The 26,382-nt window shown below is 42.2% G+C and carries 21 protein-coding genes; 10 read left to right on the forward strand and 11 right to left on the reverse strand.

Features of this window, described 5'->3' with window-relative positions; translation table 11 throughout:
- Positions 1-9: 9 nt before the first annotated feature.
- Entirely contained in the window at positions 10-903 is an 894-nt protein-coding gene (locus tag Q8W40_RS23270; RefSeq protein WP_305400637.1) for a LysR family transcriptional regulator, read from the reverse strand.
- Between the two features lie 95 nt (positions 904-998).
- Between Q8W40_RS23270 and Q8W40_RS23275 the strand changes: the two genes are divergently transcribed.
- Positions 999-1,976, forward strand: a complete 978-nt coding sequence (locus Q8W40_RS23275) for an NAD-dependent epimerase/dehydratase family protein (protein WP_305400639.1) — start codon at positions 999-1,001, stop codon at positions 1,974-1,976.
- Positions 1,977-2,026: 50 nt separating this feature from the next.
- Here the strand turns inward: Q8W40_RS23275 and Q8W40_RS23280 are convergent, their stop codons facing one another.
- Entirely contained in the window at positions 2,027-2,407 is a 381-nt protein-coding gene (locus Q8W40_RS23280) for a PilZ domain-containing protein (RefSeq protein WP_305400641.1), read from the reverse strand.
- A gap of 83 nt (positions 2,408-2,490) precedes the next feature.
- Positions 2,491-3,072, reverse strand: a complete 582-nt coding sequence (locus Q8W40_RS23285; RefSeq protein ID WP_126608627.1) for a class I SAM-dependent DNA methyltransferase — start codon at positions 3,070-3,072, stop codon at positions 2,491-2,493.
- Between the two features lie 718 nt (positions 3,073-3,790).
- Between Q8W40_RS23285 and nhaD the strand changes: the two genes are divergently transcribed.
- From nhaD to Q8W40_RS23325, 8 genes are all read left to right on the forward strand, one after another.
- Positions 3,791-5,218, forward strand: coding sequence for a sodium:proton antiporter NhaD (gene nhaD, locus Q8W40_RS23290; protein WP_101110974.1), 1,428 nt, complete (start codon positions 3,791-3,793; stop codon positions 5,216-5,218).
- 256 nt (positions 5,219-5,474) lie between these two features.
- A complete protein-coding gene (locus Q8W40_RS23295; RefSeq protein WP_305400644.1) occupies positions 5,475-6,479 on the forward strand; it encodes a substrate-binding domain-containing protein in 1,005 nt (334 codons plus the stop codon).
- A 282-nt stretch (positions 6,480-6,761) separates the two neighbouring features.
- Positions 6,762-7,196: a hypothetical protein gene (locus Q8W40_RS23300; RefSeq protein WP_305400645.1), complete on the forward strand. Its 435-nt coding sequence runs from the start codon at positions 6,762-6,764 to the stop codon at positions 7,194-7,196.
- Positions 7,197-9,161: an OmpA family protein gene (locus tag Q8W40_RS23305; RefSeq protein WP_305400647.1), complete on the forward strand. Its 1,965-nt coding sequence runs from the start codon at positions 7,197-7,199 to the stop codon at positions 9,159-9,161.
- Positions 9,162-9,177: 16 nt separating this feature from the next.
- A complete protein-coding gene (locus tag Q8W40_RS23310) occupies positions 9,178-9,678 on the forward strand; it encodes a Rab family GTPase (protein WP_305400649.1) in 501 nt (166 codons plus the stop codon).
- 15 nt (positions 9,679-9,693) lie between these two features.
- Positions 9,694-11,865, forward strand: a complete 2,172-nt coding sequence (locus Q8W40_RS23315) for a putative bifunctional diguanylate cyclase/phosphodiesterase (protein ID WP_305400651.1) — start codon at positions 9,694-9,696, stop codon at positions 11,863-11,865.
- A gap of 465 nt (positions 11,866-12,330) precedes the next feature.
- On the forward strand, positions 12,331-13,188 hold the full coding sequence (locus Q8W40_RS23320; protein ID WP_305400653.1) for an alpha/beta hydrolase: 858 nt from the start codon (positions 12,331-12,333) through the stop codon (positions 13,186-13,188).
- Positions 13,189-13,476: 288 nt separating this feature from the next.
- Positions 13,477-14,862 carry a serine hydrolase domain-containing protein gene (locus tag Q8W40_RS23325; RefSeq protein WP_305400655.1) on the forward strand — a complete coding sequence of 462 codons (1,386 nt, stop codon included), beginning with the start codon at positions 13,477-13,479 and terminating at the stop codon, positions 14,860-14,862.
- A 94-nt stretch (positions 14,863-14,956) separates the two neighbouring features.
- Here Q8W40_RS23325 and Q8W40_RS23330 read toward each other — a convergent pair whose 3' ends face one another.
- The 8 genes from Q8W40_RS23330 to Q8W40_RS23365 all read right to left on the reverse strand — a co-directional run bounded on the left by Q8W40_RS23330 (position 14,957) and on the right by Q8W40_RS23365 (position 25,206).
- Positions 14,957-15,292, reverse strand: coding sequence for a hypothetical protein (locus Q8W40_RS23330; protein WP_224055490.1), 336 nt, complete (start codon positions 15,290-15,292; stop codon positions 14,957-14,959).
- A 26-nt stretch (positions 15,293-15,318) separates the two neighbouring features.
- Positions 15,319-15,633, reverse strand: coding sequence for a hypothetical protein (locus tag Q8W40_RS23335; protein ID WP_305400658.1), 315 nt, complete (start codon positions 15,631-15,633; stop codon positions 15,319-15,321).
- Between the two features lie 291 nt (positions 15,634-15,924).
- Positions 15,925-16,266 (reverse strand): hypothetical protein, encoded by a 342-nt coding sequence (locus Q8W40_RS23340; RefSeq protein ID WP_101110963.1) that lies wholly within the window; start codon positions 16,264-16,266, stop codon positions 15,925-15,927.
- 14 nt (positions 16,267-16,280) lie between these two features.
- Positions 16,281-16,616: a hypothetical protein gene (locus Q8W40_RS23345; RefSeq protein WP_305400659.1), complete on the reverse strand. Its 336-nt coding sequence runs from the start codon at positions 16,614-16,616 to the stop codon at positions 16,281-16,283.
- A gap of 70 nt (positions 16,617-16,686) precedes the next feature.
- Positions 16,687-17,028, reverse strand: coding sequence for a hypothetical protein (locus tag Q8W40_RS23350; protein WP_305400661.1), 342 nt, complete (start codon positions 17,026-17,028; stop codon positions 16,687-16,689).
- Positions 17,029-17,111: 83 nt separating this feature from the next.
- Positions 17,112-18,149 carry an Imm49 family immunity protein gene (locus tag Q8W40_RS23355; protein WP_305400663.1) on the reverse strand — a complete coding sequence of 346 codons (1,038 nt, stop codon included), beginning with the start codon at positions 18,147-18,149 and terminating at the stop codon, positions 17,112-17,114.
- On the reverse strand, positions 18,142-22,434 hold the full coding sequence (locus Q8W40_RS23360) for a DUF637 domain-containing protein (RefSeq protein ID WP_305400664.1): 4,293 nt from the start codon (positions 22,432-22,434) through the stop codon (positions 18,142-18,144). The genes Q8W40_RS23355 and Q8W40_RS23360 overlap by 8 nt, the downstream gene beginning before the upstream one ends.
- 18 nt (positions 22,435-22,452) lie before the next feature.
- Positions 22,453-25,206, reverse strand: a complete 2,754-nt coding sequence (locus Q8W40_RS23365; RefSeq protein ID WP_305400665.1) for a two-partner secretion domain-containing protein — start codon at positions 25,204-25,206, stop codon at positions 22,453-22,455.
- A gap of 451 nt (positions 25,207-25,657) precedes the next feature.
- On the opposite strand from Q8W40_RS23365, the gene Q8W40_RS23370 reads away from it, so the two are divergent.
- Positions 25,658-26,230 (forward strand): hypothetical protein, encoded by a 573-nt coding sequence (locus Q8W40_RS23370; protein ID WP_305400667.1) that lies wholly within the window; start codon positions 25,658-25,660, stop codon positions 26,228-26,230.
- The last annotated feature ends 152 nt before the right edge of the window (positions 26,231-26,382 follow it).

Below are 26,382 nucleotides of genomic sequence, written 5' to 3' on the forward strand. Positions count from 1 at the left end.
GCAGTCATTCTACAGGTCATACTGATACCCACGGCTTTCAAACCAGTCCCCTAGAAAATTAAGCAAGGTTCTTACTTTGGTGTTAATTTGAATATCTTGATGCACAACCAAGTGACAGGGTAACTCGGAGATGGGAAGCGCTTCCAATACTTGAACCAGTTCACTGGATGTTTTCGCCAACCCTTTATGCGTCGCGACAATTCCCGCCCCTTGATTCAACAACGCCCAGTGCTGTAATAAACTGTCCGTGCGATAGCAAAAATCGTTGAGTTTTAATTCCACACCATGCTGGCGAGCTTCATCAATAAAGCTTGTCATTCTATCGAAGCCAACCAAACGGTGCTTTGCAAGATCCACTATGCCCATTGGCAGACCATGCTGCTCAATGTAGGCGCTATGCGCATAGAATCCAAGTGGAATGGATGGGAGCCTTCTAGAAACCAAATCTTGTTGCCGATGGTTAAACATTCTCACCGCAATATCTGCGTCTCTTTTTGACAAGTTTGTCGCTTCATTGGATATCACGACTTCAAACTCTATCTCTGGATGCGATTCATGAAAAGCTACCAGCGCTTTGGGGAGTAGAAAGTGCCCAAAAAGCTCATTCACGCTGATACGAATCGCTCCCTTGAGTACACCACTATTCCCTTGTGCTGAGCGTAAAAACTGATCGGCAGATTCAGACATACGCTTCGCCGATGCCAAAAGCGCAACACCATTCTCGGTTAAATCGAGTCCTTGAGTAGAGCGTTCAAATAACGCATAACCGAGCTCCTTTTCAAGTCGCTGTATCTGACGAGTGAGCGTAGGCTGCGATAAAGACAAAGCTTCTGCTGCTTTTGATAGGCTCCCCTGCTCTGCAACGACCAAAAAATGGCGAACCCATTGCCAGTTGATATTCATTTATGAATACCACCTATAAGTTTTGTTCGATTCAAAATTCAAATAACTATAGCAATAATCGCTTCATTGATCAGAACTTCAATAAGGGAAACGGTATGGCTACGTCAAATATCAGCAAAAATTTGGCTCAAATGAAAAGGAAAAGTGATGAGAAAAGTGCACTTATTTTAGGAATTACCGGCGGATTTGGTCGCTATGTGGCGCTAGCGCTTAAAGAAAAAGGCTGGAAAGTTACAGGCGTGACTCGCTCTTTGTCTAAGCTGGATCCTGAACTAAGACAATTCGACATTTTAGAGGGTGATGCGACAAACGAACGCTACCTTTCCGAAATAGCCAAGAACCATCAGGTACTGGTATATGGCTTGAATCCGGAATACCACCTTTGGAAATCCTACGCAAAAACATGGCTTACAACCACTCTCAACGTTGCCAAGTCTAATGACATGGAAGTCATCTTCCCTGCAAACGTGTACAACTACAATCCGCAGCGTTTTGCGGAAATTTCTGAGCATACTCCTAGTGAGCCCGTATCGAGCAAGGGGAGAATCCGAGTCGATATGGAGAATCAAATCCAAGTATTTTGTCAATCAGGTGGCGCTGCACTCATTATTCGAGCAGGGGATTTTATTGGTCAGCATGCACAAAGCTCATGGTTCAATTATCTAGTCAACATGAAAACCAATAAAACTGTACTGCAACTGCCCACTGACAAGAAAATTAGGCATTCATGGGCTTATTTACCTGATTTAGGCGGGGTGGTGAGTGATTTATTAGAGCACCGACTCTGTGGAGAAGAAATCTATCACTACGCAGGACTGGATATCAGCTTTGAGGACATTGAAAACAGCCTTTTGAGAATACGCGGATTACCCGTTTCGACAAGGTCTTTCCCTTGGTGGTCTCTGGCTATTATTGGTCTGTTTTCAACTAAAATGAAGGCGGTAAGGGAAATGAGATACTTATGGCGACACCCTCTAAAACTCAACGACACAAAGCTTCAACTCGCACTGAATAATCAAGTAAAATACCGCTCTCTTGATGAAGTGATCAATGAAATGGCTAATGATGGCTGATCTTTCGAAAAGCGATTCAAAGAATTGGTATTAAAAGCAAAAAGGCAAACCTATTTGGTTTGCCTGTTTGATTCATTCTGAGCTTTTATGGAGTCGAAAAAGCCTGGGAATTTTTTTCGGATTCTAATTTGCTCTGCCGCCATATGCTTTAAGCTAGGGCCTTCGTTTAGTTTAATCACGAGCTCGGCCCCGTCTAAACGCAAAACTTCTCCAATGACGTCAAAAGACTCGCCGCCACTCAATATCAAGGTTCCCTTTATTTCCATCCTCTTTTTCACATCAACTTCGGATGAAAATAGTAACCGCAGCCCCTTTTCAGATATCTCGGTTACTGGGAACTGTTTATTCCAAGCTTTGATTCTTGGTCGTTCCGACTTCGGATACCTTAAGCGGTAATATTGTCTGGATTGTTTAGAAATACTGTGTCCCATCTGTGCTTTTTCTGTATTTTAAATACTTACAGTAAGTAGCTTAACAGATTCCTAAATCGAGTTCTTCTTTATCACTCAGCTCATTATTTCTGAGCGACACCCATCAATACTGGCAACGATCCTTTGTCAGAATCTACGTGGAAAGGTGTATCAATAGTAACGCTACTGAACTTCGCTTTCGTCAACGCTTTCTTAGCTTGACTCTGCGTTAGGCCATAGCTTTCACTGTCGCTATCCACTAACCAATCCCAATGAATAAACAAACCACCGTCATTGAGCAACGAATGAATTATCTTTGCAGATTCTTCGAAGTCATCCAAAAAACCACATACAGAAGAAGCCACAACGATATCAAACTGACCACGGAACGCTGGGTGATAAGCCACTAAACCACGTGTAAGCTCATCAACGACAGGTTCTACGTTCAACAATTCTTTCGCATCCAATTGCTCTATCATCTTCTCAGACGAATCCAAAGCGACAATTTCTTTAGCCAAAGGTGAAAGCTTTTGAGTGAGCAACCCTGTGCCACAACCAAAATCCAGTACTTTCAGTCCTTCTAGGCTTACTCTTTCTTCGAGCTGTTCGAATGCTTTTTGCGCATAATTCGCAGTTGCCGCATCTTGCTCCCAGTTCTCTGCGTATTCATCCCATTCGTTGGACATGGTATTTTCCCCAAAATGTTTACAAGCTTATACCCAAAAATCCTGTTTAAAGACGCCACTGCCAATGTATCTAGCAAGATACTTGGGTATAAGGGACGTATAGACTAAACCAAAGCTAGCCTAGATACACACTCACCGATACAAAAGTTCATCAAATCGGGCGTTAAGTCTAATTTGTATCAACAAGCAGTTGAGATTATTTTTCTACTTCGTTTCGAATTCGGTTAAAAAGAAGACTTAATTGCAATATTTTAACCGAAATGTCATCTACAAAGACGCCAATCAGAATCCTTTGGTGGAACTTAGGGGAAAGCCTTGATCATATGAAGTCTGTTAAATTTCATAAAAATGCATATAACTACAGATGGAACGATAAGAAATAACAAAATTCTCAGAACAAATAACGGCAACAAAAACATCAAATGACGGACTTTATTGGAATCAGCACGTGATACCCAAGCTACATCACTTTTCTCAAACTTTAAGTTGTATAAAATATCCACAATTGTGCATTGTTTAAATCCTTAATTGATTGTCGGAGTTACCTAACTTTTTCTTTCCTTTCCTGATTTCGACCAATTGTTTCTCGATTTAAACACCTGTGACAAAAACGACATAAAATAACCATAAGATGTGCTTTATCAGACCAATCCAACGCCTTCGGTCTAGGGTTGGTTGCAAACAAGCCATCTTTGAGTCTCAAGGAGTCGAGTAAGTGATGAGTGTTTTTTTACGCCTGTTGATTGTTTTTTTTGCTTTATTTTCTTTTCCAAGTTTTGCCGCCGAATCTTCCACCAGCTATACCTCTTCTGGTGTGGGCTATGCTGCATTGATTATTTTTGGGTTTGCTTATTGCCTTGTCATGGCAGAAGAGTACCTGCAGCTTCGTAAGTCTAAGCCTGTACTTCTAGCGGCAGGTTTAATATGGATTATTATTGGGTTTGCGTTTCAAGCAGACGGTCAGATAGAAACCGCTAAACATGCCCTCGAACATAACTTGCTGGAATACGCGCAATTACTGCTTTTCCTACTGGTTGCGATGACCTACATCAGTGCGATGGAAGAACGAAGACTGTTTGATGCGCTGCAAGCATGGATGGTGAACAAAGGGTTCAATTTACGAACGCTTTTCTGGATCACCGGTATACTCTCATTCTTTATCTCCCCTATTGCTGATAACTTAACCACCGCGCTTCTGATGTGTGCTGTTGTCATGAAAGTTGGCGGGAATAATACGCGCTTTATCAATCTCGCTTGTATTAACATCGTTGTTGCCGCAAATGCGGGGGGCGCATTCAGCCCATTTGGCGACATCACAACCTTGATGGTTTGGCAGGCTGGGCTCGTTTCTTTCAGCCAATTCCTAACCTTGTTTATTCCTTCGGTCGCTAACTATGTTGTTCCTGCGGTTATTATGGCTTTCTTTATTCCGAAAGAGCAGCCTGACGCCATTAAAGAAGTGGTGGAACTTAAACGCGGAGCAAGGCGCATTGTTGTGTTGTTTTTGCTTACCATTGCTACGGCTGTCGCATTCCACGGTTTCTTACACTTCCCTCCCGTCATTGGGATGATGATGGGTTTAGCCTATTTGCAGTTCTTTGGATTTTTCCTTCGAAAAACATTGCCGATGTCCTTGGCGAAAAAACGAGCCAAAGCTCAAGCCTCACACGATGAAGAAGCACTGCGCCGGTTAGGTTCTGTTGTGCCGTTTGACGTGTTCCGACGTGTATCGCATGCCGAGTGGGATACCCTTCTATTCTTCTACGGTGTTGTTATGTGTGTAGGTGGTTTAAGCCTAATCGGTTACCTTGGCATGGTCTCTGAAATTATGTACACACAATGGGATCCTGTATGGGCAAACATTATGGTAGGCATACTTTCTGCCATTGTAGATAACATTCCTGTCATGTTCGCTGTACTCACAATGCAACCAGAAATGACACTCGGCAACTGGCTGCTTGTTACATTAACTGCGGGTGTCGGCGGAAGCTTGCTTTCTATCGGTAGTGCAGCTGGCGTGGCGTTAATGGGCGCAGCACACGGAAAATACACCTTCTTTGGGCACCTAAAATGGGCGCCAGTCATCAGCTTGGGCTACATGGTGAGTATTGTTCTGCATCTCATGATCAACGGTTCGTTGTTTTAGTCTGGCTAAAATGTTTTCGTTGAGTACTTTGGTTCATCGATTTAGAACCGTTGAATGATCGAGTATCACGGAACGTATTGGATAGGTGGTAGCCTGTTTGCCACCTTTCTATAAAAATAATGTAAACGATTTACATTGTTTTTTTATTTCTATTTTAATGAATTACATTTTCAGCAATGAAAAATGGTGTGAAAAAATGTCTTTTGTTTCCATGATTAGTTACATTACCCACTCTCTTTCTATTCGGGCTCAGTAAATGGCAACCATCAAAGACGTCGCGAAAACAGCTGGTGTATCCGTCGCCACCGTATCACGGGTGATCAATCGCTCACCGAAGGCGAGTAGCAAGGCGATTGAATCGGTCAATGCCGCCATGGCTCAGTTGGGGTATCGACCAAACGCAAATGCCCGAGCTTTGGTTAGCCAGTCCACTAATACCATGGGTGTATTAGTAAGTGACGTCTCTGATCCTTTCTTTGGCACACTCATTAAAGCGGTAGATGATGTCGCTCATACACAAGGAAAGCATTTGCTCATTGGTAATGGTTACCATAATGCTGATGAAGAACGGGAAGCCATCGAATTGCTGGTAAACAGCCGCTGCGAAAGCCTTGTGATTCACTCGAAAGGTTTAACCGACAAAGAATTGTTAAGCTACACCCAAGAAGTTCGTGGAATGGTTCTGATCAACCGACAAATCCCTGAAATATCGCACCGTTGCATTGCCTTAGATAATTACAAAGGTGCTTATCTCGCTACTGAATATTTGATTCGACACGGGCACACCAACATTGCTTGTATTTCATCTTCTCACCACATTGAAGATGTCGATGCACGAATTTCAGGCTATCTTGCCGCTTTAAACGATCACAATATCGAACTTTCCGATAAATACATTGTGCATTGCAACCCCGATAGTGAAGGAGGTGAAGAAGCGATGACGCACCTGCTCACTCAATCCTTACCCATTACAGCCGTGTTTGCCTATAACGATTATATGGCGGCTGGCGCTATGTCTATTTTGGATGAAAATGGACTTGATGTACCTGAAAATGTATCGGTGATCGGGTTTGATGACGGCCCCATTGCTCGTTACTTAACGCCGAAGTTAACCACTATTCGCTACCCTATCCAGATGATGGCAGAACAAGCCGCACGATTGTCGCTTGATTTGGCTAACGGCGAAGCCGTACATACCGAACCCGTCATGTTATCCCCCACTTTAGTGAGAAGAAACTCTGTCGACAAAGTTCGCAGTTGATAACGTTCGCGGCTAAAAAATCGTAGTCAACAAAGCTCGTCGTTGGTCAGCTCACTTGCACTCGAAATCAACGCATTTCATTGCACTCTAACGCATTGAGCTAACAGAAAAACGTCCGCTCCAATAACGCTTTTACGCCAGCATCCCGTTCATATTCACATTTCTATCTATAAAATGGCACTCGTTGCCTCACTTATTTGATTAAATCTTAATCAGCACATACGCTTAAAAATGATGTTTTTTCCAGATTAAGAGTAAGGTTAATCTAAATAGGGAGATTGTATGACCAAGCAATCAAAGAGCTCAAATGTAGAGGTTGAGCCTAAGAAAAATGATTCCGAGCAATTAGCGCAAATTCAACACCTTCTATTTGGTGAACGAGCCGAATCCATTGAAACCGCTATTGAGGATCTTTCTGAGCGAACAAATCAAACCTTTGTACAGATAGAAAAAAAATTGGATGCCATTAATCTGCAAATCTCTAAGCTGGCAGACTCTTTAGAAGGGCTCGCGCAAACAAGCCAGCAAAGTAACAGCAGCCTCGAGATGCACTTTACACAGGAAGTGGGAGAACTATCTCAACAGCTTCATGACAAACATGAAGAAGCCCTCAACAAAATTGACAGTGTTTCGGAAGACCTGAAAAACAACAAAGCGGATAGAAAAACATTGGCGACATTGCTTTCTACCATGGCCGAAGATCTCGATGGGAATTAAATGATCAATCGAGACAATTCGAAAATTGAGGAACTTCGTTCCTTAGTGCTTGGAGAGCAATACGAAAACGCTCTTAATGAATACATAGATAAAAATGACGAAACCAGCCGTGTGGCGGACGTCATCGTAGAAGCTATTAAGCAAAGAAATCAAAAAGATAACAAGGTCACCGAAGAACTTTCGCCCATCATCGACAGTGCCATCGAAGTATCCATCAATAACAACACGCAACGCTTTGCGGATATTCTTTATCCTGTCATCGGTGCCGCTGTGCGGAAATCGGTCAGCGCCACTTTCAACCAATTGGTCAACTCTCTCAATCAAGTTCTAACTCAAAACTTCAGTTTAAAATCCATCAAATGGCGCTATCAAGCATGGCGACAAGGCATCAGTTACGCCCAATTCCTCTTAATGAAAACGTCTGTCTTTCAGGTGGAACAGGTGCTCCTGATCCACAGAGAAACAGGGCTTCTTCTGAATTCCGTAGCCAATGAAGGAACGGAAACCAGCGATCCCGAACTCGTTTCCAGTATGCTCACGGCCATTACTGATTTTGTATCCGACTCCTTTAGTAGCGACAGTAATGACACATTAGAAGGCGTTAGGCTTGGCGACTTGCTGCTCAAGATTGAGGTCGCCCCTCATGTCATATTGGCCTCTGCGGTTAGAGGGATCCCAAATCAACTGGTCGACACCACTATTTCCGCCACTGTCGAAAAAATCGAGCAAGATTTCTCTGACACGCTAGTGCATTTCAGTGGCGATAATGAAGAATTTGTCTCTTCGGCTCCTCTATTGGAAAGCTGCTTACTAAAAAACACGCTCGAAGATAACGCAAAAGAACGCTTTCCATGGCGGCTATTTGCAGTGTTGCTGGTATTCATTGTGGTCGGGTTATACAAATTATTTGTTCATATTAACGTCAGTAACGAACATGAAATCACTCGTCAGGTCTTTGAATATGAACCGAATTATTTAATTGTCGAATCCGTCGTTCAGGACGAAAACATCGCCCTTTCTGTACTTCGTAAACCAGGTTCACGAGCGCCTAATGAAATCTTAGAAAACATTAACTACCTTCACACAACCCAAGTGGTTGACGACAAAGTCGTTGATTTCAGTGAATCGGGTGAGTTGCCTCAATACAATCTCACTGTTATAGATGTGGTTAGGCATAACCTCATTTCCTCTTTAAGCGAGGGAGAATCTGCTCGAATTTGGCTATCTGATCGCACCGTTAATGTTTCTGGTGAGTTAAAGCCGAACACATTGGAACAACTCAAACGCTACATAACAAAAATAGACGACAGCCTTACGCTGTCTGTCCAAGGTGTAACCCTACTTCCTTCAGAGCCTACTACTTCAGAGCAAATGGAAAGGGAATTTCTCCGACAGCAACTCACAAGTTTGATTGGTGATGGCGAAACCATCGCTTTCGCTTTTGAGCAGGATAAGGTTTCGCTATCAGGTGAAGTGTACCCAGAGACACTAGACAACATTCGTCGCTATTTAAGCCGCAAGGAGTTAAGCCTTGGTGTAGAAATGTCGGCTCTAACGACGCTTACAAAGTCACCCGATTTCCAAAAACAATATGACCAACTCTCTCTATTACTGAATCAAGTTCGGTTCCAATACGAGCTCAACGTGGTTACCCCAAAAAATGACAAATCAGAGATGGTGAGGTTTGTGAGCCAAGCGAAATCACTTATACAGCTCGGGGAAACACTTAATCCACCACTTACGCCTATATTTATAGTGACGGGGTATTCCGACGATATTGGTTCAAAAGAAAGAAACATTCAGCTAAGCAAACAAAGGGCGTCCAATGTTAAACAAATCATGGTGGATAATGGCATCAATGAAAACCACATTATTACCCTAAATATCAGCAATATAGAGTCAACGGAAAGTATCTCATCTGCATTAAGAAGAGTCACCATAGATGTGATAAACAAGGATTTGTGAGCATAAGAGGCCACACATGAAAGCAAAGAAGATCTGCATGATTGGCGCATTTGCCGTAGGGAAAACCAGTTTAGTTCGGCGTTTTGTCGAAAGTATTTTCACTGAAAAGTATCACACGACAATTGGTGTAAAAATTTCGAAGAAATTTATCGATTCAACGCCCGAGCCGGTGCAACTGCTGGTTTGGGATATCGAAGGAAAAGACGTGTATACCAACATCAATGTTTCCTATCTGAGGGGAGCATCTGGCGCAATGTTGGTTGTCGATGGAACCCGCCCAGACAGCCTAGAAGTAGCCAACGAGCTAAGAACACTGATCAGTGACAACTGCAATGATATTCCCGTTGTATTGATGCTGAACAAATGCGACTTGGAGGACGATTGGGTTATCGGACCAGACAAAATAGCCACACTAGAACAAAAAGTCTCTACCTTGTTTAAATCCAGCGCAAAAGATGGAAAAAACGTTGATGAAGCGTTCCAAACATTAGCCGAATTGATGCTGGAACGAGATTAAGCCGAGGACAACACCATGAACCACTTAGAAGCAGTATTGACGTCTTTAAATTATGTTGTCCTATTGCGAAACCAAGACAAGACCTTTACGTTATTGAACCCTTGCGCTAATTGGTTTAGTGAACTCTACTATGATCAAACCGAAACTAAGTTTGATGCTAACCTCATTGACCTGTGCCTTGCTTTTCCCTTCATCGAAAATTTTATCATTGATGCCGATTCCGTTTGGTGTAAGCCCAAATCAAAAGAATCCATCAGCTCTGGAGTCTGGACAGAATCCAATGCAGAAGGAGAAGAGATTCAACTGACTGCCATTGCTTCGAACAATAACAGTTGCAATCTACTCATTATCGAGAATCGAACCGAGCACTTCAAAGTAGAGCAAGACATGATGCAAAAGGCTCGGGACATTGCATTACTTAATGAAAAACTGGTCACGGAACTCAACCATAGACAGCGAAATCTTCAATCGGACATTGCCCAATTATTTGATGAAAATGCCAGTATGAAAATCATCGGCGATGCGATCAAATCTGAACCCGCGGCGGTGATCATTTTCAACTCCAAGAGCAAAGTGCTTAACATCAATAATGAGTTTAAAAAGCTTTTTCAAATAGAGGATATCGCCAGCTCTCAGCCTTTGGCACTGCTTGAAAGATGGTGTGGAGAGGCAGAGCCCATTTATCCAGAAATGAATCGTGTTTTAACCGCGGGCTCCTATTGGGAAGGCGAGTTCTCCACACGAACCATTAGAGAACAAAAACACTTTGTTCGGCTGAACATTGCACCGATTAAAAACGAACGTCAGCAAGTGACACACTTTGTTTGTATCATCCACGATATTTCAAATCTCCGCCTAGATGAAAAACACGACAGCACAAATTACACTGGGTTTGAATACACTACCCAGCTGCCCAATCGGCGGTATTTTTGGCGGAAGATCCAAGAAAGGGACAAGGCATCTCGGAAAAACAAAACAACCTACTCCGTTTTGTATATCGATTTAGATTACTTTAAACGCATCAACGACAAATTTGGGTTTGAACAAGGAGACAATGTTCTAAAGCTCATTGGTTCGCGTATTTCGAGATGTGTAAAACAAAAAGACTTTGTTTCTCACCTTGGTGGTGATGAATTTACCATCATCGCGTTTGGTGCTGCCGAACAGCTTAAACCCATGTCGGACAGGCTCCGTAGGTCGATCAGCGAACCCGTATTGATCGACGAAACCTCCGTCAGTATTACAGCCAGTATCGGTATTGCCACCATCGAGGATTCAATCAGCCTTGTGGAAGTGGTAAAACATTCTGATTTAGCCATGTCGTCGGCGAAAGAGCTAGGAAGAAACCAATGCCGTATTTACACCGAGCAGTTGGACCTTACGTTTTCTCTGAGGCTACAACGTGAACATGATATTCATGATGCGATTAAAAACGATGACTTTCATTTGCTATACCAACCTAAAACGAATGTTAATGCGAGTGATGAATTTAACGTTGAAGCACTCGTGCGCTGGGAACACAATACCGAAGGCACGATTTACCCTAATGACTTCATACCCATTGCCGAAGATTCAGGTCAAATCATTCCTTTAGGTCGTTGGGTTCTAGAACAAGCCTGCAATGATGCCAAAACGCTGCTTGATAAAGGCATAAACATTCGAATGGCAGTGAATGTATCAACGAAACAGCTCAAGCACCCCGACTTCTTTAATCACGTAGTCAAGGCGTTGGAGAAGAGTGGATTACCATCAGAGCATCTTGAGCTAGAAATAACAGAGAGTGGTTTGCTTGCAGATATAGACTCCATCCTTGATGTGCTGCATCAAATCCGACAACTCGGGGTTACCGTCGCGCTTGATGATTTCGGCACTGGCTTTTCTTCGCTCAACTACTTACGCCAAATGCCCGTTGATTTTATTAAGATAGACAAAGAATTTGTTGATGAATTGCCAGCCAATAATCAAAGCATGCTGATCACTACGTCTCTTATAGAACTCGCGCACAGCTTAAATCTTAAGGTGATTGCAGAAGGCGTTGAAACGCTAAAGCAACTCAAATGCCTCACCAATGTGAATTGCGACTACATTCAGGGTTACTACTTCTACAAGCCCCTACCGTTTAAGCAACTGGAACTGGCTTACAAAACCGAAATGGATGAGAAGCGGATAGTAAAATCAAGCCCTTAGATTGTTAAGGGCGTATACTCAAACCCGAACAAACATTGGTTAATTGTTTGGGTTATCTTTGTATACCCAAGTAACCTCAAGATGCTTAGTTCAGCGAGAATTAACTGGCTTTCAGACAAGGCACTGATATGAAGATCTAGCCATTCTAAATCAAGAATCAGTAACGCAGTGTGAAAGCCAGTTAAACTCGCCCATGGGAGCCCATATTCCGTCCCATTTCGTCGTCAAAGAACTTGGAAAGGACTCATCATTCCACTGCGTTCTTTTCCTTGAACTGGAACAGAATATGAGGCTCTGAATCCTGCATCTTGAGGTAACTTGGGTATATCTCTTTATTCGATCGCTCGTCGCATTTTTTCTATCTAATATGTAAACCATCAAGACAAACGCTTATATACCCAAATAATCTCATATTATTTATCGATAATTCCTATCGATACTCCTTCTAACATAAGAGGCGTAAATATGAATAAGTGGGTAAGTTTTCTTCTATTGTTTTGGGTATCCGCTGCCCAATCATCAGACATGCTGCAATGGCCTGAAATAAAACCTTTTACATTGACCTCGTCAGTATTGGGTGAAGAGCGAAACGTATGGGTTTCACTTCCAAGCAGCTACAGTGAAAACCCTAACAAACACTACCCTGTGATCTATACGACCGATGGCAAATACTTACTAAAGAATCTACAGGGAGCCATGTGGGCGCTAACAACTCGTGCAGATGTACCCGACGCAATTTTAGTTGGCGTTGAAAACCCTGACCTCACGCGCGCTAGAGACTTAACACCTACCGTTGTGACCGGAGGCTACGTCCCTCCAGGTATTGTTACAGGGCAAAGTCAGCAATTTGAACGATTTATTGTCGAAGAACTTGTTCCTTGGGTTAATCAAGAATATCGCACCGATGGATTTGATGTGCTGGCTGGTCATTCTCTTGGTGGGCTTTTCGCACTTTCAAGCTTACTTTCTCCTGATGCACGAGCGATTTTTGAAGGCTACGTAGCAATAGATCCATCTTTATGGTGGGATGACCAAGTCATGGTAGAGCAGTTTACAGATGCCGCTGCAAATTTCCCTTCTAACCAACATATGGTCTACATTTCTGCTGCTTGGGAAGAGGACATTCCAGCCGACATTATGGAGCTGTACATACAACATATTGGTGGTATCGATTTGGTTTCTAAGATTATTTCTAACCAATTCACTATCAATTCCACCTACCAAATCGAAACCACTGAAACTCATCCGTCGGTAGTATACGACAGCTTGTTCCATGGTATTCGAGCTGTGTATAAATGTTACCCTTCTGTGTGTGCAAAATAGCTGCTCAGACCTTGGGGAACTCTGGCTAAACTGAATGGCTGTTTTGTGCCATTGAACCCCAATTAAAAATCAATCTAAACCCTAAGCCCCTATACCCAAGTAACCTCAAAATGCTTGGGTATAGATACAAGGGGCTAGCAAAGTAAAAACGAACGACGTAACTCTTCAATCTTCAATAATTGACTAACTTTCAATAACCTATCAAATTTTGTAGTTTATAATTTCTCATCACCTTTGTAATATCCCTTCCGAAACACCCCTAGTGTTGTGGGGTACAAAGGATATTACATGCATTTATCAAAACGTCATTTTGCTCTATTTTCTACAATAGCGATTACCGCAGGCTGTTCATCGACTCTCAATTTAGAAAACCAACATTCAAAATTGGCTATGGAGAGCTACATTTCCAGCTACGGATCCAAGCTCGGAAAAGCGTGGGCTTTTAAAGGGGAAGCCTATGTTCTGAAAGAGGGTCGACCTTTATTTCATGTAAATACCGAATCAAACAAGCCAGAAAATTATCTTATTGGATCAATAACTAAATCACTGACTGCCGTGACCATTTTGAAGCTTGCGGACGAATATCAAATTGATGTTGATGCGCCCATTGGTGAGTACTGGACGACGTTACCGGAAAAATTCAAACCCTTAACGGTGACTCAGTTGCTCAGCCACACTTCAGGGCTGGGTGATATCCCAAGCCTATATGAAGAAAACGCAAGCAGTGAACCACAAGAAGTGTTCAAATCAATTGCCGCTTCACCTATTTATTTCGAACCAGGCAGTTATTACCAGTATTCTAATGCTGCTTACTATTTACTTGGTCTGTTCATTGAGGAAGTATCGGGTAAACCTTGGTTGGAATATATAGCTGAAAGCGTCCTAACCCCTGCTGGTTTGGATTCTATCGGCTTCTCTTCACCTTCTGTTATGGGCTGGACTCGCTTCGACAACCACTTGAAGCCCGCGAGTGAACCCTCTGTCGATATAGGTCAAGCAGCAGGCGCATTACGCTCATCCAGTTCAGACCTTACGAAATTTGCATACCAATTGACTCAATCGGATATTGTTACGCCTCAACAGTTCGAGTACCTGACGATGGACCACGTCAGTATTACTGAAGTTCAGCACGGCGCTGGGTTCAGCATTCAAGACATTGCAGGAATCAAAACTGTAGGGCATGGCGGAAAAATCCAAGGATTTACAAGCCGATTACAGTTTGACTTAGGCGGAAAGTGCATTGCGGTTGTTCTTTCAAACAACGAGCGTTTTAGTGCATCTAAAGTAGCAAAAGACTTGACCGAAATCTGTTTAACGGGCGAAAGCGTACCACCCGCGCAAGAACCGACTATTGTCGCCCCGAGCGACGCTCTAGTTAAAAGCATTGAGGGGAGTTATACCCTATCACCTTTGCCACAAGAAATTGTCGACCTACTTGGTGAAGAGTTGGTGAACCAAATATCCAAAATCTCACTCGCGCCGAAAGAAAAAGGGATTGAGTTGTCTAACGATGCCGGCGCACAACCGCCAGCGCTACTATTGGTAACAGACAAGAATGAACTTATCGAGTTCGACCATGGTATATCGATCAAAAGCCAAGATAATTTTGAAAACTTTATTCTTTCACAAGATGGATTGGCAGTAGAGTATAAGAAAAATGAGAACCTTAAATAGCAGGCTAAGCTAAGTAGACTGAGTCGTCTTGTTAGAATGAAAATACAAAAATAAAAAGAGAGGCTATTTTCACCAGCCTCTCTTTCAAAGGTTTCTAAGGACAACCACTTAGTGGACAGATTTCAATCCAGCGTAAGTCTTCAGAGTTACCCCATAGATGACAGGTTCCTAGCCCTCTTACGTTCGCCAGCGTTTTATCGGCTGCAAACGCAGTTAGAACAAGAGAGGCGTGCACGCTATCTTTGTGAACAGAAAAGCGGCCAGTCGTCGCGCAAGCAGGGCGATTAGATTCTGAGTTACCGGCGATATTAAACAAGATTGCATCATTAACCGACGCAATATGAACAATCTTTCCACCTTGGCTGTTTCCAACCGCGAACACTGAAGAACTAAACAATAAACCAAACAAGACTAATAAATATTTATTCATTTCCATTTTCCCAATTGACGTAAATTTTAACCGGCTGGATCAAACTGAGTAACTATGCAGTACCCTGTCCCATTTTCCCGACCTGCTACATAAACGGTTCCTGATGTTTTACCTGCTGCCCATGCTGTTAACACAACAGAAGTAATTGCCGTATGTTCCTGCTTTATCTTCATCCAGCCATAGGGGGAACCCGCGCATTTCGAAGGTAACCCTGAATCCATCATAATCATAATGCCTGAAGTCACAGCGGTAAGGTTACTGATTTTTCCCGACTTGTAATGACCGGAAGCAAATACGCCAAACGGTAGAATCAATAGAACGAGCCAAGCCAACTTTTTCATAAATACCCTTATTAATTTGTAATACATACTCAAACCACCTCAAGGTGCAGGATTCAGAGCTCTATCTTCTGTGTCAGTTCAAGGAGAAGAATGCAGTGGAATGATGAGTCCTTTCCAAGTTCTTTGACGATGAAATGGGACAGAAGATGAGCTCCCAAGGGCGAGTTTGCTTGGTTTTCATACTGCGTTACCAATTCTTGATTTAGAACCACTAGACCTGCAAATTGGTGTCTTGCCTGAAAACCAAGCAACTCTCGCTGAACCTAGCATCTTGAGGTGGTTTGAGTATATTTAACCAACTCTATGAACACGAATATACCCATGAGCACAATCTCCCCTCGCATCAAACCCTATATTCACGTTCTCTTTTGATGCATAAGCCGTTAATAATCGAGAAAGTAACATTTGCCTTCTATCACTCGGTACCGTATCCGGAATAACAAAATAGTTAGGTTTACAAGTTGGGTGAGATTTAGGTTGATTCTCTAACGTTAAATATATGTAGTCGCCATCCGTATATACAAAAACACCTTTAAGAACACCAGTCATATTCGAGTTATAATGCGCAAAAGCTGTTCCGCTCGCAAATATCAATAATACCGATTGCAATACAATGAATATCCATTTCTTCATAATTTACCTACTATTTAAAAATACGTTTGTTGAAGAGCAATAAATGCCCCTTCGCAACTGCCATCTTCAGAGTGAATTCGGACCTTTTTACCCGAAATCTGCGCAGCCATAGCAACACTTAACACTTTATCGATAAACTCAGGGCTATGGCGGCTGAATGTGAAGCGGGCAATGCCATTGCAATCTTTGTTTAGGTGGGTAGCGCTATCATTGAAATAAATACGAAGAGATTTGTCTGTTTTAAAATCGTAAACCTTGACCCCTTTTAACGTACCAAAACCGATATCTTTTGCATTAACAACAGGCGCTAGAAAACTTAACGCCAATAAAATTATTGGAATTATTTTCATAATTATCACTCTTTAAATTTAAGAAAGTTAATTAATTCTAATCATTAGTTTGTATTGAGAGAAATGTTTATTACTTTGGATAAACAAATATCCCTTCAATTGAACAACTCCACCACCCTGTATGGTTTGTATTTTCATAGCGGATGACTCCTTTAAAGCTTTTCGTAGTCATCATGGTCAATAATAAGGAGTAATACTCTTTGTAATTTGGGTTACTTTTACTGAGCCGACCGCCCTTGCCCCCGTGACAACCTGGCATTGCACCCGCTTGAAATTCAATATACAACCCATCACCTTTGTCGTGATGAAACCCAACTGGATATAGAGTTTCAATTTCAGGCCCAGTTTTTACTTGTGCTTGAGCCGTAAAAGCACACGCAACCAAAGCCGTTGCGAGTAACATCTTATTCATTGTCTATCCATAAATTAAAGAGGCTTGCTTTTACAAGCCTCTTTTCCTTTTATTGATTTTTAGATTTAAAATTTAGATGTTGGTTAATAGTCGTCACCAAACACTTCGGCTTTACTTTTGTAACCTTTGGAAATTTCTCCCTTTACCATCCACTCAGGAACATAAAAGGTATCTACACTTGGTTCCAACCCCCAGCGGTGATAAGCCAAAGAAGCAAGACCTGTAATCAACCACGCTATCCACTGTTCGCTGTTGTAAGCGTTACTGCCATCTATATCATTATCGGTAATCTCATCGGGTCTGGTGTAACGTCCCCAAAACGCCTTATGGTCTTCCACTGCCGATCTGAGCTTTTCGGGGTACAGCGTTTCTCTTTGAGAACAGAACATAGCGTGGATCAGCGAGATGATAGGCAGATATCGGTATTGCACTTCATCTACGCGCTGATCATTGTTTCTTCTGGTTCTGCCTATTGCTTCAGGCTGGAATACCTTTTCTGCCGCATCTTTTAATAGGCTGTCCATATCTGCGTCGGGGTACATCACTCCCTTTAACAGCCGTAACATGGCTTTATCGAATTGCTTGTCGTTGCTATTCGCTGTGTGAACATCTTTATCAATAAAGTATTCATCCATTTGGCACAGCTCAAGCACCCCATTGTAGTCTTGTAATATCAATGCTACTGAAAATATCCGCACCCAGTCATCCAAGCCTAAGTAGGCATCAAATTCCTTACCTACCGCTGGGTAAGAGTGCTGGTTGACGTTAATCGGCACAGATTGCCCCGCATTAAAGTTCAAACGGTAAAACGTTTGACCGAAGTGGTAAATCAGCTTCAAATGCCACTCTAAGTAAGCCTTAGGGTCTCCCCGCATTGCACGTTCACACAACAATTCGAAATGTGGCTTAACTTGCGAGATAGCTCTCATTTGATAGGATTTCATCTCTACCCCTTCTAAGTCCTCTCTCACGTAAGGCTTGGATTGATCTATTATTCTCGTCAACCATTCGTGTTCTGACGGTGGTTTGCGATCTTCAGCCAAATCAAGCCGCGCCATTTCTTCATCAATTTTTTTCCTTATTTCATCATTGTGATGAGGGATGACAACTTTATTATTCATCAGCTTCAAATGCCTTCTCTTTATATTGAATGGTGGTTCCGTTGGGTTTTAACGAACCATCTGTACTGAGCAACGTTTTGATTTTTATGAATGACGCCGTCTCTTTATGTTCTTCCAATTTACGTAAGGTTTCATTGTGTGCGCTCAATTCGTCTGAGTCAAAAACTCCCAGCATACGGTTTGCTTTTTTATTCCATTCTTTCATGGTATTGAACGTGTCTTCACTATGCATATGGTGACCTTGCGCATAACGCTGACCATTTATTACCCGTGTGCTATCGGAAGGGTTCACCCCACCTTTGTATTCAGGAATAATCAACTTTTCGCTACCATCAGCATAAGAAATTAAGAAAACGTCATCAAACTGGTCATTTGTTTTCCTTAAACCGGGGTAATCGGCTTTAAGCTTACGAACCTCAGTGACTCCGTTTTCACCCACCTTAAATAAGGTGTTTCTAATAACACCTTCACCGGTAAGTTTACCTATTTCATGACTGAGCGCACCCACACGATTACTCGCTTCAAGATAGGCTTTTTCTTCTGTCGCTGTTCGTTGCTGGGCGTTGGCATCCTTTATGGTTTTTGCCTCTCTACGGAGAGATTCTAGATCTGTAATACTGGCTTTTATCGTCTCACCATCAAGAGTGATATCTGCCTTTATCTCGTTACTACATTGATAACCACATGCATTAAGAGGGTCTATTTTATCTTGAGTAGATACGCCATTTATCACGGCATCTTTATATTGAGGTCGCTCTACGTAACCAACCAGCTCGGGCTTATGCCACTTTCTGCCGCTTTCATAATCGTAGTCCCAGTCACCCTTTATGTATCGCTCAAAGTCAGCAGGTGAGATGCTAGGATTACCTACTTTTTCCATGTGGTCAGCGTACATTGTGGCAATATCTTCATCTGTTAGTTCGTGGGTTGGTTTTCTTTGTCCACCAGAACCTTTATAACTAGGCGGCTTACCATCATTATTCATGACTGAGTAAGCGGCATTATTGCCCTTTACTTTTACAACAAGTTCTGCAACTGACTCTACACCTTCAGCAAACTCAACACCGGCATACTCACCATCCAAATATTCTAAAAGCTGTATGGACGTCATCGATGCTATGGCTGTTTTCCATTTCCTAAGCTCAAGAGCTTTATCAATAACGGAATCTTCCATGCCTTCTTTAGCAACATCCAAAGCAAACTGCTCTAACGCAGCTCTAGCTTCCTTCCGCTTTTTCGGGTCATCAGATGTAAACGCAGTAATAATGGCATCAGCAGATTGGATTAATTCTGGAAGTTCAGATAAGAACAAGTAACCTAATGTAGCTTGCGCTACGTAATACAGCCCCTGACCTAGGTAGTAAAACCAAATACCATTATTTTCTACCGCATTTTCAGCTGCATTAGCGGCATAATCAACATTCCCACCAAAGGCAAATACAGTAACTCCAGCGATCAATGCACTGGTCGAAACACCCTGATCTTTGAGTTTATCGATATACGCTTTGGTTTCACTAGACAACTGTATTTTTTGCGAACATGTAGTGCCTTCTGAGGATGCCGCTAACTGACACTGCTTAAGTTTGCCCACATCAGAAATCATTGAAAGTACGGCATCTTCAGCGTCTCGAATCGCTTTATTGACATCTTCAAGATGATATCTGGCAATATACTCGCCAACTACAGCCCCGCCAGCACCAGAACTACAAGCAGCAGCATTGTCTTGACTATTTCCACCATTCGTTGCCGATACAGCTCCTTGGAGTACACAGCCGACTGCCGCATGAGCGATATACCCAGCCGCATCAGAAATCGGGTCATTCATGATGAGATTTCCATCAGAATCATAATCGACTCGGATGCTCCCATCAGAATTAAGAGGCATCTCGCTTTTGGCTATATGGATCTGATTAGCAAGCTCCTTACCCACAATATTGATGGCAGACATTGCCATGGACTTGAGCGCAACTTTTTCAAAATCTAAGCTTGCGAAACCTTCGCCATTCAATAAGCTTTGAGCATTTGCAGAGACTGTTGCATGCATAACAGACTGGATCGATTGCTGTGCAAAGTCGGCAATCACATCACTTTCGATTACTTGGTCAAGGTAGCTATTTAGTCCGCTTTCTCCTGCTAAGAATTCCACTTTCAGGTTTTGCATTACACCAGCGGTTACCATGGCAGTAACCAAGTTTTGAATAGACTCTTGGCTTGCCACTTCCGTCAGAGTTTTGCCCACATCGAAGCCGTTGGCGAGAAGTGAACCACTTGCTTGAGTGACAATCGCCGAGTAGCCTGCATTAATCGCAGCAGCAAAAGCACCATTGCCTTGCAATAAGACAAGTCCATTACCACCTGTTGCCGCTGTAATTGCTAAACCAAGAATTGCCATACCAGCAGGTGTCAGGCCGCTGTTGTCGTAATCCCAGCGTTCAATTTCTAGCTGAATAGTATTCCAATGAACATCAACTTCTGGGTTATTCCGAAGCTCTGCTAGCCACTCCATTCCAGGTCTGGAGGATAAGTCATTTAAGGCTTTTTCAATGCTGGCAGAATCTTTACCCGAGACAATATCGACGTATACGCCATTACGGGCATCGACAAGTAAACCACCTTGGGCTCGGAATTTATTGTAATGCGCGTATTGCTCGGAGAAACCGCTACCTTGGTGCCTAAAGCTCAATGAACCTGTGTAAGACTCCTGCGAGTTTTCCATTGCCTGAGTAATAAAGGCTTCAAAATGCACATCATCCGCGAGAATTTTCGCCACGCCACCGGACTCTACGTTAACGGCAGACATGCGAACGGGACCCATATCTGTGCTTATGACAAGATCTTGACCCGCTTTAAGCAGCGTTTGTACGATGTCTTCATGGTATTCACTGAACGATGAAGACTCCTTAGTTCCAAACAGCCCACCCGTTTGAACCTCGAAAGACTCGCTAGAGCTAAAGTTATCGATAGCTGCTGTTAAGTAAATACCTTCACTTGCAAGTATTTCGAGTACGCCTTCACTCTCTAAAATTGCGCCAGTAACAAAGATTTCGTTACCAACAATTGACAGTAAATCAATGGCTTTCAATTCAGATTGGATATTAACGAGCGATTTGGTCGCAGTTTGCCAGTGTTCCCCCTGTTGAGCGTGATCTTGCCTAACCTTTTGAGGAACAATCGTAACTTTTCCACCCGCATTGACTTTCAATTCACCGTTGGATTTTAAAGCGCTACCAGCAATCATGATGTCGCCAGCACTGTAGATGTTAAGAGTGTCGATTCCGGTTATCGTCGCCAGTTTTCCAGCAAGCTCCGAGAAACCATGCTCGTAGTTGTGGCGGTATACGAGTGTTTTGTTGGTGATTTGGTTAGCAAGTAGTTGAACTTTTCGGCCGCTGATGTCACCGGATAGATTCTCTATTTCGTTTGCTTTAATAAAGATTTGATCTGAAGAGACAGAGCCATTGACGAGCTTAAATTTATCCGATGCCTTTATATGAAGCTGGCGGTCAGAAATAACATTACCGCCATTGATATAGAAGTTATGTGTTTTGATCACACCACTTCCAATATCTAATGTTGTATCGGTTACCGTTTCTTTGGCTAACGTAGCTTGAGTAAGGTAAACAAACGGGATCACTATTTCTTGCCCCGTCGCCAGTTCCCTTATTTCTGGCCAAATCATATCTTTGGATAGAGCGTTTATTTGTGCCTGCGTTAAGTTTTGCCCAAATTTTACCGTTGGATTTTTCTTAAACCACTCCAAGCCATTCTTGTACAACAAGCGGATCATGCCGTTGTAACCTTGCTCCGAGTGTTCTGCACTTAATCCGTTGCTTGATATATAGCTTCGGTTGAGCATTTGGTTTAACTGCAAGCGAACAATGTCTCGCTCCACATAAGGCGTACCAATAAACTTGGGCTTATTCGGCGCTTTGGGTATAAACGTGGTGATGTCGCCTACACTGATCGGGATCCACTTCACTCCATGGAACTGAGCGGCATTGTTTTGAGATGCATTAGTATAGAAGTAGTCAAACCCATCAAAGATATCGGGAACTGGATACGGGAATATTTCTTTGTAGGTGTAGTTATTATTGTGAGGCGCGAGATCCAAACGTGCAGCAGCATTTAACGAGTCTTCCAACGCTTTCACATCTTTAGCATATCGAACACCCGCGTATATTGGCATACTCCATTGAGCCGCCAAGGTAACCAACAACACATTGGCAGTGAACTTTTTCGGGTTGCACTTCATTCTATGAAGAGCATTCTTGATTAGTTTTTTCATATTGATGCCCTCGAATTGTTAGTTTGCCGGGTGAATACCGTAAGTAATATCACCAGAAAGAATGGTTCCTTCATTATCTTTTTGGGGGCTCTCTATGCCAGTAACACTGAAATCGCCATCACCTAGGTAAAACAGTGCTGGTAATTTCCCTATTTCACTAATTGAAATGAGACTTTTTGACGTTGTAGTCCACCTTTCCGTTTTTCTTTTTAAGCAAATACTTAGAATACGCTTGGAGCAATATGTCTCTTCATGATCAATAGTATTTCTTTCAATTTTTGATTTTTGAAGTTTCAACCCTAAATTTTCAAAACTAGTAAGCTTTCCGGTTATATTTCCCAATATCTCTAGATTCCCAGCGAGATTACTAAAACTATTAGCTTTTTCACTGTTAATATGTAAATCCCCACCAACCAAGGTTCGTGGGACCGGCGTATTAGCCGCTATCCAGTTTTCTTTGATTTCGACATACGTTTGCCCCTTAGGCTTAAGGTATTTGTCACATCCTGATACGATATTTATTAGCTCTTGAACCCGAGAATTTTTCTGAGCGTCGCTTTGGAAATGCCTAACCAACTCATACTCCCAAACAGTCTCCCACTCACTAGGATGCCAAATTGATACACTCTTATACTTAGAAACCCACTCACAAGTAGTCACCGAACCTGCTTCGAGAGTCCATTCAGTTTTGCATTCATATTCAGGTACATATTCATACTTAAATTCTAGCCACCCAGGTTTGTAGACACTTTTTTGCACTCGATCATTAGAATAGTAATATGTTGAAGCATTTCGAATTTTGTCAATATTATCTTTGAAATTGATAAAGTTAAGTCTACTTATAGGTATATGATCCTTTATATTTCCCCATTTGTGGTATTCAGAAAAATCTTCTTGCTTAAGCTTATTTTCTTTTGCAATACATTGAGAAGATATAGGGCTGGGCTGAGACCATGGAACATCATATTTATGTGTTCGCCCTTCAACATAATATCGATGATTTTGAAATTTCTCTGTATCCAATACTAAATTGCCATTTAATACCTCCAAACTCCCCGAACCGTTTTTTAATTCTTTTTTTGCTTTTATATGAAGTGTATTTTCAGCAGAAATAGATACTTGATGAGAGTGGGTAATCTTTGCCAAATTATCTTCTGGATTACCGTTGCCCTCTCTATTACCTCTAGACTTAAACTGATTAATATCGTGAAACACATCTAAGCGTGGGTTAGAGTTGACGATGGTTGGTGCATCCATCGCGATATTAAAACCAAAGATATACGCTTCACGTTCTTCAGTAAGCCAGTTTTGCCTGCGATTATCGGGACATGAATCAGCTTTAATGAGTTCAGCCCCGATACCCAGTTGAATTTCATTTTGATCATAATGCACGTTGTTAGAGTTATCAGAATAACTCGTTGCCGTTGCCACCTCTAAAGCGCTAGGAGCACATCGCCATGGCTGACCATGACCATTGTGAATATCAGCACCAGCGGCTAAATACACATTATTCCCGACGACCATACCTCTGTTAACATTTATTAGCGATTGTTCTGCTTGAATCAAAATGTCACGGCTAGCGAAAATTTCGCCACCTGCACGCATGTTACTTTCTTGTTCGCCAGGCTTCCCTGCGTTGTAGAAATTTTTCGCACTTATACGCGCATCACCCGTGGTGACTAAGCCACCGTTGTAAATATTGTCGCCCACCGCAAACGATACAGAATCAGCATCAATGCTCGCTTTTTGAAAACTATCGCTGGATGACGGTGAAATATAGAGGTTGTCGCTGCTCAAGCTGACCTGTGAGGGAGAAACAATGGTTGAATCTAGTAATGTGATTGCCCCATACGAGGTAAGTTTGATCGAACCAAATGGGATCACGGACTTATCTTTATGTGAGCCCACAATAGAAATATCGGCTTTGGTATTCAAAATAGGCAAAGCTGAATTGGCAAGGGTGATATCGCCTGGTGCATGAATGTAAAGGCTGCCAGCATTTATGTTACGGTTAATCGTTAACGTGTTGTTTTTGCTTCCACCATTCCATGTCGACTCCAATGTGTCGTAGTCAACAATGTAATCCCCTACGTTGATTCTAAGATGGGTTTGGGCGGCAACGTGGCTTCCATTTGAATCCAGCGTATAACCACCACCGCTAAGCTTCTTCGCTTTTACAAACGTATCAATGGGCGCATGTTGAACAAACCCCTCACTGACCAAATCAATGATGTCGGCATCGGAAGTGGTTAGCCCATTGCCTTGAATGGTAATGGTGCCATTCTTTGTTGTGATTTCTTGATAGTTATTGCTTAAAGATCCTGCGGCAAGCGTGACTCTCCCAGCGTTTTTGAAGTTGCATGAATCACACACAATGCCAGCAGGGCTGACAAACAAGATGTCGCTTCGTTTACCTAACACCTCGATGTTACCAATCACCATCGGCTGGCTAGACAGGTTTTCAATGACAGTTATGTTAGAAGGCTCAATGAGCTTTGGGTTGATTTTGGGGTTGTTGTTGATGTACAGCGTGTTATCGCGGTTATCAAAACGAGAAAACTTGGTTCGACTGCTTGTTACACCGGCTGACGTTTCTGGGTATACGTAAAACACGCTCACGCCGTCGGATGTTTTTTTTGCGTTCACACTTTCAGGTTTTACCCCTGTCACGCTATCAGCGTAGGTAAAGCTGGTAGGTAGCATTAAGGATGCAGCAATCACGAAGGAAATTCGCCTGCTTTTAAGCCCAACTGACTTGGTTATTTTCTTCATTATTTTCCACTACTTAAGTTATTTAATGATTTATTTTTGATAATTCTAACTATAAAAGGCAGTGAATTTATAAGCTCTGGTTATGGTTGTAAATGATGTTCATAACATTTCTTAAAAAAGAGACATGCTTTCCATTTAAGCTGTGACTCTGGAGCAGCCGATTTGGCGCTGTTAAATAAGAATCAAACCTATCAGCCTCTTCCTAGTTTCCAAGAAAAAATTTGCAATTCTCAACACCGCATTTCACCTCAAACTCCGACTCGTTTTATTGTTAAAAAAATGTTGGCAATGATAATTTTGTCGATGTATTTATCGCTTATTTTAATTCAGTGACATTTACCAAGTTCATATAATATTCTCTACATATATGTAACTAATAAAAACCATTAAAAATAAATTATTTTAATTATCTTTTTCAATATAAGATTAAATAAAAAGGAGAAACAAAATAATGAAAAAACTGAATGGCTTGTTATGCTGTATTCTTTCTTCCTCAGTTTATGCAGGAAGCGACAACATCATCATTGATAATATGAGTAACTTACCTATTTATGGTGCTTTTCAATCAGCGATTATGGATAATATATCCGCTGACTCTCAAAATGGCACTATATACTCAGGGGAAAACCACCATTATCTCCCAGAGGATGATTTTTTCTCTTCAACCACAGTAAATATAAAACCTGGGGACACCATTAATAAAGTGGGTGTGTTCGATCATGTCACGCAGAGCTATATCCTATGCGATGAAAACGTGATCTATTCTGGAGAAACGCAATACGTTTACAATGGCACCGATTGCGTTAAGCAAGAAAACAAAATCGTTTGGATTGAGCATGTTCCAGGAGAAATCAACCAACTTGTTCGCGCTAATACAGATGGAACGAATACCCAAGTCTTTGCAAAGCGCGAAGGCTTAACCACCGTTACCTATAACGATGGCAAAATCTATACTCGCATATCGGGCTTTAATGAGAATGGTATCGGTGTTTATGACTTGGATGGAACGTATCTTGGTATGTAGTGGCATAGTGAATTTGGTCACCTGATTAGAGGTGTTAAGATGCGCCTCGTACACAACAGGTGGAACTATGACAAAGCGTACGAGAAGAACTTTCAGTCCGGAATTCAAACTTGAAGCAGCCCAGCTAGTTGTTGACCAAGGTTACTCTGTGG

The organism is Vibrio penaeicida (genome assembly GCF_030689305.1).
GTDB lineage: Bacteria > Pseudomonadota > Gammaproteobacteria > Enterobacterales > Vibrionaceae > Vibrio > Vibrio penaeicida_B.

What these genes read in the sequence shown, in the direction of transcription:
- Q8W40_RS23310 (WP_305400649.1), top strand. Translation starts at nt 9,178, where the DNA reads ATGAAAGCAAAGAAGATCTGCATGATTGGCGCATTTGCCGTAGGGAAA.
- Q8W40_RS23280 (WP_305400641.1), bottom strand. Translation starts at nt 2,407, where the DNA reads ATGGGACACAGTATTTCTAAACAATCCAGACAATATTACCGCTTAAGG.
- Q8W40_RS23340 (WP_101110963.1), bottom strand. Translation starts at nt 16,266, where the DNA reads ATGAAGAAATGGATATTCATTGTATTGCAATCGGTATTATTGATATTT.
- Q8W40_RS23325 (WP_305400655.1), top strand. Translation starts at nt 13,477, where the DNA reads ATGCATTTATCAAAACGTCATTTTGCTCTATTTTCTACAATAGCGATT.
- Q8W40_RS23370 (WP_305400667.1), top strand. Translation starts at nt 25,658, where the DNA reads ATGAAAAAACTGAATGGCTTGTTATGCTGTATTCTTTCTTCCTCAGTT.
- Q8W40_RS23365 (WP_305400665.1), bottom strand. Translation starts at nt 25,206, where the DNA reads ATGAAGAAAATAACCAAGTCAGTTGGGCTTAAAAGCAGGCGAATTTCC.
- Q8W40_RS23320 (WP_305400653.1), top strand. Translation starts at nt 12,331, where the DNA reads ATGAATAAGTGGGTAAGTTTTCTTCTATTGTTTTGGGTATCCGCTGCC.
- Q8W40_RS23270 (WP_305400637.1), bottom strand. Translation starts at nt 903, where the DNA reads ATGAATATCAACTGGCAATGGGTTCGCCATTTTTTGGTCGTTGCAGAG.
- nhaD (WP_101110974.1), top strand. Translation starts at nt 3,791, where the DNA reads ATGAGTGTTTTTTTACGCCTGTTGATTGTTTTTTTTGCTTTATTTTCT.
- Q8W40_RS23315 (WP_305400651.1), top strand. Translation starts at nt 9,694, where the DNA reads ATGAACCACTTAGAAGCAGTATTGACGTCTTTAAATTATGTTGTCCTA.
- Q8W40_RS23335 (WP_305400658.1), bottom strand. Translation starts at nt 15,633, where the DNA reads ATGAAAAAGTTGGCTTGGCTCGTTCTATTGATTCTACCGTTTGGCGTA.
- Q8W40_RS23295 (WP_305400644.1), top strand. Translation starts at nt 5,475, where the DNA reads ATGGCAACCATCAAAGACGTCGCGAAAACAGCTGGTGTATCCGTCGCC.
- Q8W40_RS23305 (WP_305400647.1), top strand. Translation starts at nt 7,197, where the DNA reads ATGATCAATCGAGACAATTCGAAAATTGAGGAACTTCGTTCCTTAGTG.
- Q8W40_RS23345 (WP_305400659.1), bottom strand. Translation starts at nt 16,616, where the DNA reads ATGAAAATAATTCCAATAATTTTATTGGCGTTAAGTTTTCTAGCGCCT.
- Q8W40_RS23285 (WP_126608627.1), bottom strand. Translation starts at nt 3,072, where the DNA reads ATGTCCAACGAATGGGATGAATACGCAGAGAACTGGGAGCAAGATGCG.
- Q8W40_RS23350 (WP_305400661.1), bottom strand. Translation starts at nt 17,028, where the DNA reads ATGAATAAGATGTTACTCGCAACGGCTTTGGTTGCGTGTGCTTTTACG.
- Q8W40_RS23360 (WP_305400664.1), bottom strand. Translation starts at nt 22,434, where the DNA reads ATGAAAAAACTAATCAAGAATGCTCTTCATAGAATGAAGTGCAACCCG.
- Q8W40_RS23355 (WP_305400663.1), bottom strand. Translation starts at nt 18,149, where the DNA reads ATGAATAATAAAGTTGTCATCCCTCATCACAATGATGAAATAAGGAAA.
- Q8W40_RS23300 (WP_305400645.1), top strand. Translation starts at nt 6,762, where the DNA reads ATGACCAAGCAATCAAAGAGCTCAAATGTAGAGGTTGAGCCTAAGAAA.
- Q8W40_RS23330 (WP_224055490.1), bottom strand. Translation starts at nt 15,292, where the DNA reads ATGAATAAATATTTATTAGTCTTGTTTGGTTTATTGTTTAGTTCTTCA.
- Q8W40_RS23275 (WP_305400639.1), top strand. Translation starts at nt 999, where the DNA reads ATGGCTACGTCAAATATCAGCAAAAATTTGGCTCAAATGAAAAGGAAA.